17 protein-coding genes and 1 tRNA gene are annotated in these 14,469 nt (G+C 62.4%); all 18 read left to right on the top strand.

What is annotated here, in order from left to right; all coding sequences use genetic code 11:
• Positions 1-384: 384 nt before the first annotated feature.
• The 18 genes from rsgA to rsmI all read left to right on the top strand — a co-directional run bounded on the left by rsgA (position 385) and on the right by rsmI (position 14,425).
• Positions 385-1,338 (top strand): ribosome small subunit-dependent GTPase A, encoded by a 954-nt coding sequence (rsgA, locus tag I2E13_RS02260; RefSeq protein ID WP_187361889.1) that lies wholly within the window; start codon positions 385-387, stop codon positions 1,336-1,338.
• Between the two features lie 251 nt (positions 1,339-1,589).
• Complete coding sequence (gene cpaB / locus I2E13_RS02255; RefSeq protein WP_226790441.1) at positions 1,590-2,249, top strand: Flp pilus assembly protein CpaB; 660 nt, start codon at positions 1,590-1,592, stop codon at positions 2,247-2,249.
• On the top strand, positions 2,249-3,898 hold the full coding sequence (locus I2E13_RS02250) for a nucleotide-binding protein (protein ID WP_117628993.1): 1,650 nt from the start codon (positions 2,249-2,251) through the stop codon (positions 3,896-3,898). The genes cpaB and I2E13_RS02250 overlap by 1 nt, the downstream gene beginning before the upstream one ends.
• Complete coding sequence (locus tag I2E13_RS02245) at positions 3,895-5,223, top strand: CpaF family protein (RefSeq protein ID WP_006235095.1); 1,329 nt, start codon at positions 3,895-3,897, stop codon at positions 5,221-5,223. Before I2E13_RS02250 ends, I2E13_RS02245 begins: the two co-directional genes overlap by 4 nt.
• Entirely contained in the window at positions 5,196-6,122 is a 927-nt protein-coding gene (locus I2E13_RS02240; protein ID WP_117563706.1) for a type II secretion system F family protein, read from the top strand. The genes I2E13_RS02245 and I2E13_RS02240 overlap by 28 nt, the downstream gene beginning before the upstream one ends.
• Positions 6,119-6,760 (top strand): type II secretion system F family protein, encoded by a 642-nt coding sequence (locus I2E13_RS02235; protein WP_195404070.1) that lies wholly within the window; start codon positions 6,119-6,121, stop codon positions 6,758-6,760. The genes I2E13_RS02240 and I2E13_RS02235 overlap by 4 nt, the downstream gene beginning before the upstream one ends.
• Before the next feature lie 10 nt (positions 6,761-6,770).
• Positions 6,771-7,004, top strand: coding sequence for a hypothetical protein (locus tag I2E13_RS02230; protein WP_195404069.1), 234 nt, complete (start codon positions 6,771-6,773; stop codon positions 7,002-7,004).
• Positions 6,968-7,531 (top strand): hypothetical protein, encoded by a 564-nt coding sequence (locus I2E13_RS02225; RefSeq protein ID WP_195404068.1) that lies wholly within the window; start codon positions 6,968-6,970, stop codon positions 7,529-7,531. Before I2E13_RS02230 ends, I2E13_RS02225 begins: the two co-directional genes overlap by 37 nt.
• 1 nt (position 7,532) lies before the next feature.
• Positions 7,533-7,751 carry a hypothetical protein gene (locus I2E13_RS02220; protein ID WP_117563704.1) on the top strand — a complete coding sequence of 73 codons (219 nt, stop codon included), beginning with the start codon at positions 7,533-7,535 and terminating at the stop codon, positions 7,749-7,751.
• The gene (locus I2E13_RS02215; RefSeq protein ID WP_117563703.1) at positions 7,687-8,223 is read left to right on the top strand and encodes a TadE/TadG family type IV pilus assembly protein; all 537 of its coding nucleotides are present in this window, start codon (positions 7,687-7,689) and stop codon (positions 8,221-8,223) included. Before I2E13_RS02220 ends, I2E13_RS02215 begins: the two co-directional genes overlap by 65 nt.
• Before the next feature lie 76 nt (positions 8,224-8,299).
• Positions 8,300-10,360, top strand: coding sequence for a hypothetical protein (locus I2E13_RS02210; RefSeq protein ID WP_195404067.1), 2,061 nt, complete (start codon positions 8,300-8,302; stop codon positions 10,358-10,360).
• Positions 10,360-10,836 carry a TadE/TadG family type IV pilus assembly protein gene (locus I2E13_RS02205; protein WP_117563701.1) on the top strand — a complete coding sequence of 159 codons (477 nt, stop codon included), beginning with the start codon at positions 10,360-10,362 and terminating at the stop codon, positions 10,834-10,836. Before I2E13_RS02210 ends, I2E13_RS02205 begins: the two co-directional genes overlap by 1 nt.
• Positions 10,833-11,192, top strand: a complete 360-nt coding sequence (locus I2E13_RS02200; protein WP_226790440.1) for a DUF192 domain-containing protein — start codon at positions 10,833-10,835, stop codon at positions 11,190-11,192. Before I2E13_RS02205 ends, I2E13_RS02200 begins: the two co-directional genes overlap by 4 nt.
• Before the next feature lie 58 nt (positions 11,193-11,250).
• Entirely contained in the window at positions 11,251-11,541 is a 291-nt protein-coding gene (locus I2E13_RS02195) for a hypothetical protein (protein ID WP_195404066.1), read from the top strand.
• Positions 11,516-11,800, top strand: a complete 285-nt coding sequence (locus tag I2E13_RS02190; protein WP_035137167.1) for an ATP-binding protein — start codon at positions 11,516-11,518, stop codon at positions 11,798-11,800. Before I2E13_RS02195 ends, I2E13_RS02190 begins: the two co-directional genes overlap by 26 nt.
• 123 nt (positions 11,801-11,923) lie before the next feature.
• Positions 11,924-11,996, top strand: a tRNA-Phe gene (locus I2E13_RS02185).
• Between the two features lie 482 nt (positions 11,997-12,478).
• A complete protein-coding gene (locus I2E13_RS02180; protein WP_195404065.1) occupies positions 12,479-13,540 on the top strand; it encodes a glycoside hydrolase family 5 protein in 1,062 nt (353 codons plus the stop codon).
• A 6-nt stretch (positions 13,541-13,546) separates the two neighbouring features.
• Complete coding sequence (rsmI, locus tag I2E13_RS02175; RefSeq protein WP_195404064.1) at positions 13,547-14,425, top strand: 16S rRNA (cytidine(1402)-2'-O)-methyltransferase; 879 nt, start codon at positions 13,547-13,549, stop codon at positions 14,423-14,425.
• Positions 14,426-14,469: the final 44 nt, after the last annotated feature.

Raw genomic sequence — 14,469 nt, 5'->3', positions numbered from 1 at the left:
CGCGCCTTTAGACGCGAGCCCGGGGCCCGTGGGTTATACCCTAAGAGCAAACCACCCTTTTTAAGGGTGGTTCTGATTTAGGGCTTTGCCCGGCCAGCTCTTTTTGATTTAAAATACCTGCTCAGTTGTGATTTTTGGTGCTGGGAGGCATCTGTGGGCAAGGCTAAGGCTAAGGCGAAGAAAAAGACGACGGGGGCGCGGGCTAAGCGTGATCGTCGTCGGAAGCTCGCGACCGAACCCCCTGCATCTGCTGAGGAGTTGCTGGCGAGTGTACCGGGGCTTGACGCGCTGCAGGATGTTCCGGCGTTTGATGACCTGCCGGTCGATGAAGCTCAGCAGGCTGCCTTTGATGATTTCTGCGCACATGCCGAGGAGCCCGAGCAGATGCAGCTTGGCGCCGTGGTGCGCTTGGATCGTGGGTTTCCGCTGGTGGCGACTGCCGACGATACCTTCCGCGCCGAGCATGCCGTGGGATTTGCCAAGTCGCGCGGTGGGGACGAGGTCCTGCTGCCTGCCGTGGGCGATCGTGTGGCGGTGCGCCGCGCTCCCGGGCACGATATGGGCGTGATTGAATGCGTGCTGCCGCGCCGTACGAGCTTTGAGCGTTGGCGCGGCCGTGCCCGCGGAGAGCGCCAGGTGCTCTGCTCCAACGTGGATAGCGTGCTAATCGTGCAGGCGCTCGGTGCCGGCGAGGTGCTGCTCGACCGTGTGGCGCGTTCGCTGGTATTGGCGCTCGACTGCGATGCCGAGCCGGTGGTGGTACTCACCAAAGCTGACCGCTGCGATGCCGAGGAACTCGAGCGCGATCTGGACCGCGTGCGCCGCCTGGTGGGTCCGGACGTGCGCGTGATCGTGACGTCCTCTGCCGAGGGCCGCGGCCTGGACGAGGTCCGTGCCTGCGTGCCTGCCGGGAGCTGCGCCATGATTCTGGGCGAGTCGGGTGCCGGCAAGTCGACGCTGCTCAATGCGCTGCTGGGCCACGATACGTTGGCGACCGGCGGTGTGCGCGAACGCGACGACCAGGGCCGTCACACTACCGTCGCGCGCGTGATGGTGACGCTGCCGGGCGACGCCGGCGTGATCGCCGATGCCCCGGGCCTGCGCAGCCTACCGCTCGTGGGTCACGAGCGGGGACTGGCCCGCGCCTTCCCCGAGATTGTCGAGGCATCGCGCGCGTGCCGGTTTGGCGATTGCACGCATACCCATGAGCCGGGTTGCGCCGTTCGCGAGGCCGAGGACGCCGGGCAGATCGATAGCCTGCGTCTGGAAACGTTCCAAAACCTGGCGTTATCCATGCGCGTGAGTGCTCAAATGCTCGATCCCGATGTCCATCTGTAATTGATTTTTCCTATGACAGCCGTTTCCCAACTGTTCGGGAGACGGCTTTTTGCTGCGGAAAAGCCTCGAAACATGCAGTTTGCTGACGTGCTGACCAAAACCTTGCCACGAGCTTGACGGGCTGGTCAGCTTTTGGTCAGCGATTGGTTTGACATCGAAAACCAAGATTGCGATTGCGCCGCTTTGCACTCTGACCGCCCAGACAATGGTGGTACGGGCATTCGCCCGGCACTGCCATGAGAGGAGCGGCCGTGAACAAGAGCAAGCGCATCGCCATCAGTCTGGTCGCGGGCGTGCTCGCTGCTCTGCTCTGCATGGTTTACGGCTCATCGATCCGCTCACAAGCCGAACAGGTCCAGGCTGAGACCTTGGCCAAGTACGGTGGCGATCGCGTCGAGGTATGCGTCGCGGCGCGCGATATCGATGTGGGCGAGACCCTCGATGAGACCAATGTCATAACCCAGGAGTGGCTGACGAGTCTGCTGCCGCGTGACGCGGCGACCGAGCTGCGCCAGGTGCGCGGCGACGTGACGACTTCGCGTATTCCCAAAAACGCCGTGATCTGCAATGTCTACACCAAGGTCGAGAGCCGCAAGCTCGAGGTGCCTAAGGGCAAGGTCGCCGTTTCGGTGGCGGTCGATGCCGAGCACTCGGTCGGCGGTGCTACGGGCGTGGGCAGCTACGTGGATGTGTATGTGCAAAAAGACGGCGTGACCGATCGGCTGTGCGGCGCGTACGTGATCGATACCAGTGAGGATTCCGGTGCCACGCGCGAGGGCAAGATCGAATGGGTGACGCTGGCGGCTGACCCCGAAGACGTCAAGGAACTGCTGGGAGCCTCGGGCAAGGGAACGGTCAGCTTGACGATTCCCGCCACGGCGCGCGGCAAAAAGAGCGGAGGCGACGAGTGATGAAGGCGATCTGGCTTGCGTGCTGCGCGTGCGGCGATTACGGGCTGTTGCAGCGGGAAGTCGAGGGCCGTGATGCGGGTGCACAGGTGCTTCGCGTGGGTGACCTGGACGGGCTGGTTTCCATGGCGCGGGCGTTTCCGTCGCGCCGCGGGGCTGCCATCATCGCGGCGTCTCTGTTTGATACCGAAGATGTGCGCAAGACTGTTGCGCGCCTGACGGCCGAAGGCCGCGTGAGTCGCGTGGTCGTGTTGATAGAAGCGCTCGATCCGTCGGATATCGAGGGGCTGTTTCGCGCGGGGGCGACCGAGGTCATCGCTGCACACAGTATATGCGGCAACGGGCGCGCGGGCGAGGGAGCGGTTGATTCCGATCGGCGCATGACGATTGAGCCCGATGCTTTTGTTGATAGGGAACCCGGGGCGCCTCGCGCTACAAGAGGCCCGCGTGTTGATGATTATGGAAAAGCGGAAGCCGAGCATGGTCGGCGCCCCCGGAACCCCCTTGTATACGATGACGCTGGAGGGCCGGCGCAGCATGCTGGCGACTCCCCGGCAGTAGATATGGGATACGTGCACGGCGTGAATCTGGCGGATGAACTCGACGAAGTTGAGGGCCTTGCCGGGTGCGGCGAGTTGTCGCTGATGCAGCATGAGCAGATTGCGCAGAACGAGCCTGCCTCGCAGACCGAACAAGCAGCCATGCCGGCTTGGACGCAGCACGTGGTTGCGGCGGGGGAGACGGGGACGCTGTCACCGACGCCCGCCCCGCCGCCTCCGATGCCGCCGGCAGACGCTACCGCTCCGCCGCATCGAGCTCCAGTCATCTGCGCTATTTCGGGTTCGGGCGGTTGCGGCAAGTCGACGATCGTTGCCACCATGGCACACACATCGTCGCTGTTGGGCTTGCGTGCCGCCGTGCTCGACCTGGACCTGATGTTTGGAAACCTTTACGACTTGTTAGGCGTCGATGCTCCGCGCGATATGGCGGCACTTATCGAGCCGTCGGCGGCGGGCATGCTCACCGAGCCGGATATCGTAGCCGCTTCGATGCGCGTGGCGCCGGGCGTTACGCTCTGGGGTCCCGTCGCGGCGCCCGAGCAAGCCGAGCTCATGGCACGTCCGGTGGAGCTACTGCTTGATGTTCTGCGTCGCGAATCCGACGTGGTCTTTATCGATACCTCGGTCTTTTGGGGCGACGCCGTGGCGGCTGCGGTGGCGGCGAGCGACCGTTGCCTGGTCGTTGGCGATGCGGCGGTGTCGTCCGCGGCATCGGCATCGCGCGTCATTGAACTGGCAGGTCGAGTAGGTGTGCCGCGCACGCGCATGAGCGCCGTGTTCAACCGGTTCGGTGCGCGCGGGGCAGACGAGGACGTCGCCATGCGCTTTGAGATTGCCTGTGCGTTAAGCTCCAAGATTCGTATCGCCGATGGCGGGCAGGATCTCGCCGCGCTCATGGCGTTTGGGCGCGCTGACGAGGCAGTGGGGCAGACCAGCGCTTTTGCGACTAGCGTGCGCGAGGCCACGCGCGAGATGCTCGTGGAACTGGGGTGCGCCGTCGGCCCTTGGAGCGATATGGTCGCCGACCGTGCAACGCGCACCGAACGCCCGCGTATCCGCCTTCCCTGGTCGCGCGAGGGTGATCAGCGATGAGCCTGCAAACGAGGATTAAGGCTGCCGGCGCTGCGGCGGCGGCAGCGCCTGTAGATGCGGGGCGTCGCCGCGCCGTGAAACGACGCACCAAGCGCGCCGTGATGGACCGCATGGGTTACGACGAAGTGGCGCGTATCAGCGCCTATATCGACCCGGCACTTGCCCGCTCGGAATTGCGTCCTGCGGTGGAGGCGGCGCTCAATGTTGAGGAGCCGACCGATCTCGCGACGCCCGAGCGCGAGACTATCATCGACGAGATTTTGGATGACGTGGTGGGCTTGGGGCCGTTGCAGCCGCTCATCGAGGACGACACCGTTACCGAGATCATGATCAACGGCTGCCGCTCGGCTTTCTTTGAACGCGGCGGCGTCTTGTACCCCATCGAGCATGCGTTTGAGGATGATGAGCAGATCCGTGTGCTTATCGACCGCATTATCTCGCCACTTGGCCGCCGTATCGACGAGCGCAGCCCCATCGTCAACGCCCGCCTCAAAACGGGCTATCGCGTCAACGCGGTGATTCCGCCTGTGGCGATTGACGGACCGATTCTCACCATCCGAAAGTTCTCGGACCGTATCTGCTCGCTGGACGAGCTCGTGGGGTTGGGATCGCTGCCGCTTTGGTATGCGCAGCTGCTGTCGTGTGCGGTGTCGCTGCGACAGGACCTGGCGGTTGCGGGAGGCACGGGATCTGGTAAGACCACCCTGCTCAACGCGTTGTCATGTGAGATTTCCACCGGCGAGCGCATCGTGACGATCGAGGACTCTGCCGAGCTCAAGTTTGCGCATCATCCGCACGTGGTGCGCCTAGAGGCGCGCGAGGCTTCAATTGAAGGCGAGGGCGCGGTGACGATCCGCGACCTGGTGACTAATGCCCTGCGCATGCGCCCCGACCGCATCGTGGTGGGCGAGGTGCGCGGTGCCGAGTGCTGCGACATGTTGCAGGCCATGAACACGGGCCACGACGGGTCGCTCACCACGCTTCATGCGGGTTCAGAACAGGAGACCGTGGTGCGTCTGACGTTGCTTGCACGTTATGGCATCGATCTGCCGAGCGAGCTCATCGAGGAGCAGATTGCCATGGCACTCGACGGTATCGTGATGTCCGAGCGCCACGCCGATGGCAGGCGCTTCGTCTCCTCGTATTCGGGGGTGCGACGCGCCGCATCGGGCGGCGTAGAGCTCGAGCGCTATGTGACGTTCGATGCCGCCGAGCGCACCTGGACGCTTGACCGCGAGCCGCCGTTTATCGCAGAAGGCCTGCGGTCGGGGACGCTCACACAAGAGGAGGTGGACGAATGGAGATCACTGTGCCCCTCGTCGTAGGGGGCTTGGCAGGGCTTTCTGTCGCGACGGCGTGCGGGGCGGAACCTCGTGTGCCGCAGGTACCGCCGGCGGAGCTGGCACGTCAGGCGCTCGAGACGGTGGCAGAGAAGCTGCCGCGTGAGCTGGTGGAAAACGATCTGCTGAAAAAGATCGCCCGTTCGTGGGCATCGCTAGCTCCGGCGCATCGCCTTGGCCTCGTGATCGAAGATGCTTCGGGACGTTTGGCGTTTCTGCTGCTATCGAGCGGTGTCTGCTGCGTTTTACTAACGATGGTGTCGTTATCGCCCCTCGGATTTGCCTTGGGACTTGTTGCTCCGTTTGCCGTTGGTGCCGCTCGGGATGGCTTTGAGAGCCGGCGCGAGCAACACGATGCAGAAGAGGCAATGCCCGAGGCGTTTACCGCACTTTCCATGTCGCTTGCCTCGGGACATTCGCTGGCCCAGGGCATGCGCTTTGTGGGCGCTCATGCGCAAGAGCCAGTGCATACCGAGTTTTTGCGGGTGGCGGCGGCGATCGATTGCGGCATCTCGGCGACCGACGCGCTCGATGACTTGCTCGTGCGTATCGACGCCCCCGGTCTTTCGCTTGTGACCTTGGCGCTTAAGGTGTCTCAGCGCACCGGCGCTCCGCTTGCCGACTTACTGTCCGAGGCGTCGAGCATGGTGGGGGAGCGCATTGAGCTCAAGCGCCGCCTGGATGTTAAGACGTCGCAGGCTCGCATGTCTGCGCATATGGTCGCGGCGATGCCGGCGGGCATGTGCGCGGTGTTGGCGCTGCTTTCGGCAGATTTTCGTCGCGGTCTTGCGACGCCTGCCGGCGCGGGCGCTGTGGTGCTGGGTCTTGCCCTCAACGCCGTTGCCCTGGTGGTTATCCGGCGCATTATGCGGGTGGAGCTATGAGCGCCCCGGTTGCAGTTGCGGCTTGCCTGTGCGCCCTGAGTGTATTTGTCGCGACGGGTTTGGATCGGGCGGATGCACGCAAGATCGCAGGGGCCTGCAAGCGCGAGGCGGTGCTGGTCGCTGCCGCGGGTCGCTCGGTGGTCGATGCTCTGACCGCGCGAGTGAAGGGCGCGGTTGGAGCGGGCGGCCTGGCGCGAGTGTCGCTCGGCGAAGTGTCCGAGATGATCGATGTTGTGCGCTTGGGTCTTTCGGCCGGTCTTTCGTTTGATGCGGCGCTTGAGATTTTCTGCGCCAACCGCCGGTCAGTGCTGGCTCTTCGCCTTGAGCGCGCCTGCATGGCGTGGCAGGTGGGCGTGGGCACGCGTGAGGACGAGTTGTTGGCCGCCGCGCGCGACCTGGACGTGCGAGCGCTCGAGACCTTTGCCATCACGGTGGGGCAGGCGCTCGCCCTGGGTGCCCCACTTGCCGAGACGCTGGCCGCTCAAAGTCGCGAGATCCGTGCGGCTCATCGCGCCGCGGTCGAGCGCGAGATCGAGCGTGCACCCGTCAAGCTGCTGATTCCCACCGGCACGCTCATCTTGCCGGCGTTGCTTCTGTCCATATTGGGCCCGCTGCTGGGAGCAGGCGGGATGATGTAGGGAGGAATACATGAACACGATGACTGACGCTGCTGGCAAGGTCCAGGGCTGGGCGTTTTGCCGGGCGGCACGTGTTCGTCAGCGCGCCAAGGAACTATTGCAGGAGGAGAGTGCACAGGGTACCACCGAGTATGCCATCTTGGTCGGCGTGCTCGTGGTGATCGCGATTATCGCCATCGTCGCATTTAAGGGCAAGGTCCAAGATCTATGGAACGCTATCAGCGAGGGCATCAACAGCCTGTAGAGGGCGAGCGCCCCATCGGGGTGCTGCTGGTGTTTGCTTGCCTGACCGTGGCGATAGCGGCGGTGCTTTGGGGGCTTAACGCCGCGCGGCAGCAGCGTCCTGGGACCGCCTCCGATTTGGGCTCAGATTCGGCGGTGGCGTCTCAAAAAGATGAGATGCGAGATGCGGACGATTCGGATGTCGCTGTCACGGCGCAAACCTTTCTGCGGACGCTCGACAAGCGGTCTGGCACTGCGACGGATTCGCCTGAGGGCAACGCGATTGCGGTCCGGCTTGCATGGTCCGAGGACCGACCGATGACCGAAGCGGCGGCGGATATGCTGCGTGCCTATCGCGAGGTACCCACGGCGCAACTTGCTCTGAGCGGCTATCTCGACATCAAGGGAAACGTGTGGGGCGCCATCGTGCGCGACGAACGCGGCTGGGTCGATATGGTGACAATTGCCGCGGATGCTGGCGATGCTTCGTGTCGTCTGCGCGCCGTGCGCCTGGGCCCGCAGGCAACGGACTCAAAGGAGGGATCGTGAAATGCATGATGTCCTGCGTGAGGAATCTGCCCAGGCGACGGTCGAATACGCCATCGTCACGGTGGCGCTGTTATCGATCGTGCTGGCGATCGCGGGACTTTGGCGTGCCGGCACCGATGGGCGCTTGGCGGCGCTGGTTGAGCGGGCGGCATCCCATGGCGTTGCCTCGACGTCGGTTATCGACGCCGCTGCGGCCGCTAAGGACATCGCGTTGTATTGATGCCGCGCGCGAGGACCGGGCGCAGTCTACGGTCGAGGCCGCTTTTTTGCTGCCGACGTTTCTGACACTCATCCTTCTCGCGCTGCAACCGGTGTGCCTGCTCTATACGCGCGCGGTCATGGAGTCTGCCGCCGCCGAGACCGCGCGGCTCATGACCACGACGACGGCGGAGGACGACGATCTTAAGGAGTTCACCCGCCGCCGACTTGCCGCAGTGCCCAACGTTTCGATCTTTCATGCCGGCGGGCCGTTGTCGTGGGATATCGAGCTTGGCCGGGCCGGTGCGGGTGGCGTCTCGTCCGTGTCCGTTTCCGGCGAGGTCAAGCCGTTGCCTGTGATCGGTGCGTTTGCGCAGGCTATGGGTGGTACCGCCGAGGGCGGCTACGTTGAGCTCAAGGTCGATGTCTCGTATCAATCGCGTCCCGAATGGCTGGAGGGAGATTATGATTCGTGGATTGCTGCATGGGATTAGGCGCTGCCTGTTGCGGGTGACGCAAGGGTTTGCGGCCCGCCGTCGACCAGGCGCTCTCCGCAAACGAGGCGGCTTTATGGGTCGAGCCGGTGTCGATCTGTTTATCGAAGACGGCGCCTATACCACGCTTTCTTCTGCCGTGGTCATCCTAGTGGTGCTCACATTGTTGTTTTCGTCGACCGCGGCGATATGGAGCATGTCGCGTGCCGGGGATACTCAGGTGGCGGCTGATAGTGGCGCGCTGGCGGGTGCCAACGTAGTGTCGTCCTATCACACGGCTGCCACGGTGGTTGATGCGAGCATCTTGAGTCTGGGGCTGGCGGGGTTTGCCACGATCGGGACGGGCCTGGTCGCCATCCTCATCCCGGGTGCCGAGCCGGTTGCCGGCAATATGGTCGACACCGGGATTGAGATCATTAAAACGCGCAACAAGTTTGCCAAAAGCGCATCGGAAGGCTTACAGAAAATCGAGACGGCTCTGCCGTATCTGATCGCCGCGCGTGCCACGCAGGCGGTGTCGGCGCAGGATACCGATAGTGTGACCTATACCGGTACGGCGCTTGCCGTGCCCAGGACATCCGAGTCTGACTTCGCTGCGCTCGAGGGGTCCGAGATCTCGACCGATGCCATTAAAGACACATCAGATGATTTAGAGTGTGCGGCCGAGGAGCTGCGGAAGGCTTCTGAGGACACGGCGAAGGCTAAAGAGCGTGCTTGGCTGGCGGATTGTGGTGGGTCTGACAAGGGCTCGGTCGGCAGCTGTTCTTGCATGTGGGAGCGTGCGAAAAGCCTAACGGATCTCTCCGGTGTTCAAAATCCGCATTACTCATCGAGCGTTACGTGGGAGCCCCAAGTTGCCCTTGATCGCGCGAAGGACTACTACCATTGGCGTCTGACAAATGAGAAGCCCCACGGCTCGAGTGTCGAGATGAAGGCAGAGTCTGCGGCGCGTAAGGCGTTTTATACCTATGCGAGCGCGGAGGTCGATCGGGCACATATAACCGAGAACGGAGACAGGGTTTCCTCCTATATTCCGCTGCTGCCGCGCAACTCTGATGAGGTTCGGGCGACGGAACTCTATACCGATGCGGTGTGGCCGACTAGCGTGAACGATGACAAGGCGTATCTGCATTACGGGACGACCTGCCCTAACTATAAGAAAGGGACGCCGAGCGGATTTGCTTCGGTTGCCGATTACGATGGACAGGATAAATGCAGCAAATGCCATTTTGGCGTTTTGTCGCTTGGTGCTGTTGCGGCGCCTTCAACCTCTATCGAAAACGGCTTCGAGTATCACTTTGACAAGTTTAAAGACGCCCTGGAGGACTACGTCGACTGTCGCAACAAGGAGCTCGAGCTCGAGCGTCAGACCGAGGACGAAGCCGACCGTGCGGGCAATGCGTTCGATACCGCCATCAAAGAACTTTCCGGTGAGCGTCCGCGTATCGCCCCACCTGGCCGCAACGGCGTAGTCGCCTTTGCGGTTTCGGGTGCCATCTCGAGCCCCGATGAGCTCAACTCTTCGTTTAACACGGCAGTCAGGCTTGGCGATCGCGGTGCCATCTCTGCCGCGGTGCTGGCGCCCGATGAGGCGACGGCGCAAAACAACGTGCTTTCGCGATTTTTCTCGACATTGAAGGAACGCTCGGGTGGCGTTGCCGGCGTACTCGATGGCGTCATGGATGTCTGGGGACGGCTGCTTGTGGGATACGGAGACATCCAAGGTTCGGCCGACGAACTTATGGACGAGATGATTAAAGGCCTAGGAGGGGGCAGCGGCGCGTTGGGCTCTATCGCATCGTGGCTCGGCGATACCGTTTCGGCGTCCGTGGCGGCGCTGGGTTTGGAACCGTGCGACTTGCGCCTGCGAAAGCCGGTGCTGACTGATTCCGCCAACGTCATTAAGAGCCCGGGGTCTGACATTGCTGGTCTCTCTCAAGCGCAAGACAAACTGCGAAGTATTCCGTTGGGCGTGACCGATCCCAAGGCGCTTTGCGAGGCGTTGGAATATCAAGTCGAACGCACCATCAGCGGTACGGTGTTCACGCTTGCGGAGATTCCTCTGCCCGGCGGCGGCTCCATCCCGCTCACCGTCGATGTCGCCACGCTGGTTGGCGCTCTGGGCGGTGGGTCGTAATGAGTATCCGCATGCGTCTGCGCGAGGAGCGCGCCCAAGCGACGGTGGAGATAGCAGTGGTTACGCCCGTTTTGCTGGTGCTGGCACTCATCGTATACAACGTCATGATCTATGCCAGCGCTGTCGCGCGCTTCGACCGCGTGGTGCCCGACATCGTGTTGGCGCACGCCGTGGCGCCGAGCGGGGAGGGCGACGAAAGCTCTGTCGATGCCTCGGCGACGGTCCGGACTCAAATTCTGAATGCCATGGAAGGCTATGACTTGCAGATCGAAGTGTCGAGCGAGCAAGGCGCGGAGGCATCGGATGGTGGCCTGCTCTCCCTATCCGGTACGTTTAGGACCTACACCTGCACCATGCACTATGAGCCGTGGCCGACTTCTCTCAGCATCGCTGGCGTTCCGCTGGGGGCGCCGACAACGTTGTCGCACGAGCGCGCGGTGACGGTCGATCCATGGCGTCCGGGGGTGGTCATGTGACCGCGGTCTCGTCCTACATCGCCTACGCGCGGGCACTCAATAGGCTGGGCTGGACGCCGGCCGAGTTTGCGGTGGCGGAGTCGTTTGCCGTGCGCCTGCGCGGCATGCTGGGACGGTGTCCGGTTGCCGCCAACGGTCTGCCGCTCGTCATGGCATTTCCACGCTGCTCTTCGGTCCATACGTGTTTTATGGCCTATCCCATCGATATCGCCTTTATCGATGCACGTGGCTATGTCCTCGTATGCTACGAAAACGTACGTCCCTGGCGTATGTGCTCCTGCCCCGGCGCCTGGGCCGTACTAGAGCGTCCTTCAATCATTGTTTCGACCCCTGCTCTCCAACGCGTGCCGGCTTAAGAATTGGCGACAGCGGACTTTCGTCATACGAAATTGGGTAAGATGGAGGAGAAGATGCATGGATGTTGAGATCCATCCCAACGCTAAAAAGCACCTGACGGAAAAGCAGGTGCTTAGCGCTTGGCTTGCGATTACTGAGTGCATTCGTCGCGAGCCGAAGGACGAGCCGCCGAGATGGCTTGCGATTGGATGGCTCCCAGACGGACGAAGCGTGGAGCTTGTCGCGGTCGAGCTTGTCCGTGGGGGCTTATCATTCATGCCTTGTCTCCAGTCCAGAAGAAATTTTGGCAGGAGATTGAACGGGCTCGGCAAAGGGGTCGATGATGGGCAAGACGTATACGGCCGCTAATGGTCAGGTTGTAACGGATGAAATGATTGACGCGTGGTGCGAGTCGTACGAGCGCGGAGAGTTTCCGGATGGCGAACACACCGTTGGTGGGATCGTGCATGGACGGCCCCCACTCTCAGGTGAGGGGACGGCAACGCTGTCGGTCAAGATTCCTCTGGGAATGAAGGAGGCCATTCGTCGACGGGCGGCTGCCGAGGGGATGACGCCAAGTGAGTTTGCCCGTGCGGCTCTGAGCGAAAAACTTCTTGCTGCCGGCTGATGCCTCTGACGTGCCGATTTAAAGAACCGAGGCTGTGCTCAAAAACTTTTTTGAAATTCTCGGTTGACCGGAACGCGTCCTTGGTTATACTAATCAAGCCTTGAAACAAGGCACACCTCAAATGGCTGGGTAGCTCAGTTGGTAGAGCAGAGGACTGAAAATCCTCGTGTCAGGGGTTCGATTCCCTTCCCCGCCACCTTGAATTGACTAGGACCTCTGCAAAGGGGTCCTTTTCTTTTATGCAGCCCCCACATGGAATCGAACCCCGTGAGGGCGCGGAGCTGAGTAAACGCGTAAGCGTTTGCCAGCGCAGCTCGCAAGGCGCGTAAGCGCCGCAGCGGTCCGTCCGCGCAGCGCGCGGACGCGATTCCCTTCCCCGCCACCTTGAATTGACTAGGACCTCTGCAAAGGGGTCCTTTTCTTTTATGTAGGGTTCTGCGGAAACTGCGTCCCAGAATAAGGGCTCAGAACGGGACACACTTTCCGGTGCCTGCCTCCGGCGCGCGTACACACCTCGTCGCACCATTCCGAGCCCGCCCGCCCCAGACATTCCTCCCACTTTCGCGTCACTTTGCAGACCGTTCGGTCGCCTGTCCGCACACGCGGGTATACTCAAAACGATACTTATCCTATGCAATACGATGCGGGTTCGACCTGCATGATCCGAAGGGGGCAGTGATGGAGAGGATACTCGGCGTTAATCTCTCTGGCTGGTTTATTCCCGAGCCTTGGGTGACCCCGTCGCTGTACGCGGCGACCGGTGCATCCAACGCGGCCGAGCTACAGGAGGCCATGGGTACCGCCGCCTATAACGAGCGCATGCGCCGCCATTACGAGACGTTTGTGAGCGAGGACGATTTTCGTCGCATGGCGCAGATCGGTCTCAATGCCGTGCGTCTGCCGGTGCCCTGGTATGCCTTTGGCTCACAGGAGTCCTATGCCTCCTACATATCGGTTGTCGATTACATCGACCGCGCAATTGAGTGGGCTGCCAAGTACGACATCCGCGTGCTGCTCGATCTGGCAACCGTGCCCGGTGGCCAGGGCGATTCCAACGATTCGCCCACCACGCCGGAGGCTGTTGCCGAGTGGCATTCGTCCACCAACGGCCGTCATGTCGCACTCGACGTGCTCGAGCGCTTGGCCGATCGCTATGGCGAGGCCGAGAGCCTGCTGGGCATTGAGCTGCTGGACACGCCGCAGATGAGCGTTCGCAAGAGCCTCTTCACCATGACGGATGGCATTCCCGCTCACTACCTGCGCAATTTCTATCGCGATGCCTACGAGCTCGTCCGTTCGTATATGCCCGAGGATAAGATCGTCGTCTTCTCGTCGTCGGGGCATCCCAGCGAGTGGAAGCATTTTATGCGCGGCGCCAAGTACAAGAACGTCTACATGGACCTTCACCTGTACCATTACCGCGACGAGTATGCGCTCGACATCACGAGCCCCCGCGGGCTGACGACGGCGATTTCGCGTAACAAGCGCGAGCTTAAAGAGGCGATTTCGACTGGGTTCCCCGTGCTGGTGGGCGAATGGTCGGGCGCGGCGATCTTTGCTAACTCGTCGGTTACGCCCGAGGGCCGCAATGCCTACGAGCGCGTGTTTATCGCCAACCAGCTGGCTTCGTTTGCGCCGGCTGCCGGTTGGTTCTTCCAAACGTGGAAGACCGAGAAGCGCATTGCAGCATGGGACGCCCGCGCGGCGCTCGGTACGCTCGAGCGCGGCATGATTGAATAGGTTGATATGACGCAAAACAGCGCCCATACGGGCAAACTCTATGTGGTCGGCACGCCCATCGGCAACCTAGGCGACCTGTCCCCGCGCGTTGGCGAGGCCTTTGCCGCTGCTGATGCCATCTGCTGCGAAGACACGCGTGTGACGTCAAAGCTGCTGATGCACCTGGGTATTTCCAAGCCGCTTGTCCGTTGCGACGAGAATGTGATCGCTAGCCGCGCTGCCGGCCTGGTCGACCGTCTGCTGGCGGGGGAGACCCTCGCCTTTGCCTCGGACGCCGGCATGCCGAGCGTGTCCGATCCCGGCCAGGCGCTGGTCGAGGCGGCGCGTGAGGCCGATGTGCCTGTCGAAGTTATTCCCGGACCCTCTGCTTGCGTCACGGCACTCGTTTCGTCCGGCATTCCCTGCGAGCATTTTTTCTTCGAGGGCTTTTTGGGCCGAAAGCACGGCGACCGTGTGCGCCGTTTGCAGCGCCTTGCCGTGGTGCCCGGCGCACTCATCTTCTACGAGTCTCCACATCGCATCGTGGCGACGCTCGAGGCCGTGGCGGAGGTCTTTCCCCAGCGTGAGCTTGCCGTCTGCCGCGAACTCACCAAGCTGCACGAGGAGGTCTTGCGCGGGCCCGCTGACCAGCTTGCCGAGGAGCTGCGTGCTCGCGGCGAGGTAAAGGGCGAGATTGCGCTGGTCATCGCGCCACCGAGCGAGGATGAGGAGGCCGGTATCGTGCCGGTCGGCGCCACGGCAGCGGATCCCGACGAGGCCCTGCGCGAGGATATCCGCACCGCGCTCGAGGAGGGGGAGCCCGCCTCTGCGGTGGCCAAGCGCCTGTCTCAGAAGTATTCGCGCCGCAAGCGCGATGTCTATGCCATGGTGCTCGATATGCAATAGATGGAGGATATCCAGCCCTTGCGCTAGAATCATCCCCTGTATGC

The sequence above is a fragment of the Collinsella aerofaciens genome (assembly GCF_015554145.1).
GTDB classification, from domain to species: domain Bacteria; phylum Actinomycetota; class Coriobacteriia; order Coriobacteriales; family Coriobacteriaceae; genus Collinsella; species Collinsella aerofaciens_AA.
This window is presented reverse-complemented; position numbering and strand designations above follow the sequence as displayed.

Excerpts from the sequence above, each read along its gene's own strand:
- rsgA (WP_187361889.1), top strand. The coding sequence starts at position 385 with ATGCAGCTTGGCGCCGTGGTGCGCTTGGATCGTGGGTTTCCGCTGGTG.
- I2E13_RS02250 (WP_117628993.1), top strand. The coding sequence starts at position 2,249 with ATGAAGGCGATCTGGCTTGCGTGCTGCGCGTGCGGCGATTACGGGCTG.
- I2E13_RS02245 (WP_006235095.1), top strand. The coding sequence starts at position 3,895 with ATGAGCCTGCAAACGAGGATTAAGGCTGCCGGCGCTGCGGCGGCGGCA.
- I2E13_RS02240 (WP_117563706.1), top strand. The coding sequence starts at position 5,196 with ATGGAGATCACTGTGCCCCTCGTCGTAGGGGGCTTGGCAGGGCTTTCT.
- I2E13_RS02235 (WP_195404070.1), top strand. The coding sequence starts at position 6,119 with ATGAGCGCCCCGGTTGCAGTTGCGGCTTGCCTGTGCGCCCTGAGTGTA.
- I2E13_RS02230 (WP_195404069.1), top strand. The coding sequence starts at position 6,771 with ATGAACACGATGACTGACGCTGCTGGCAAGGTCCAGGGCTGGGCGTTT.
- I2E13_RS02225 (WP_195404068.1), top strand. The coding sequence starts at position 6,968 with ATGGAACGCTATCAGCGAGGGCATCAACAGCCTGTAGAGGGCGAGCGC.
- I2E13_RS02220 (WP_117563704.1), top strand. The coding sequence starts at position 7,533 with ATGCATGATGTCCTGCGTGAGGAATCTGCCCAGGCGACGGTCGAATAC.
- I2E13_RS02215 (WP_117563703.1), top strand. The coding sequence starts at position 7,687 with ATGGCGTTGCCTCGACGTCGGTTATCGACGCCGCTGCGGCCGCTAAGG.
- I2E13_RS02210 (WP_195404067.1), top strand. The coding sequence starts at position 8,300 with ATGGGTCGAGCCGGTGTCGATCTGTTTATCGAAGACGGCGCCTATACC.
- I2E13_RS02205 (WP_117563701.1), top strand. The coding sequence starts at position 10,360 with ATGAGTATCCGCATGCGTCTGCGCGAGGAGCGCGCCCAAGCGACGGTG.
- I2E13_RS02195 (WP_195404066.1), top strand. The coding sequence starts at position 11,251 with ATGGATGTTGAGATCCATCCCAACGCTAAAAAGCACCTGACGGAAAAG.
- I2E13_RS02190 (WP_035137167.1), top strand. The coding sequence starts at position 11,516 with ATGGGCAAGACGTATACGGCCGCTAATGGTCAGGTTGTAACGGATGAA.
- I2E13_RS02180 (WP_195404065.1), top strand. The coding sequence starts at position 12,479 with ATGGAGAGGATACTCGGCGTTAATCTCTCTGGCTGGTTTATTCCCGAG.
- rsmI (WP_195404064.1), top strand. The coding sequence starts at position 13,547 with ATGACGCAAAACAGCGCCCATACGGGCAAACTCTATGTGGTCGGCACG.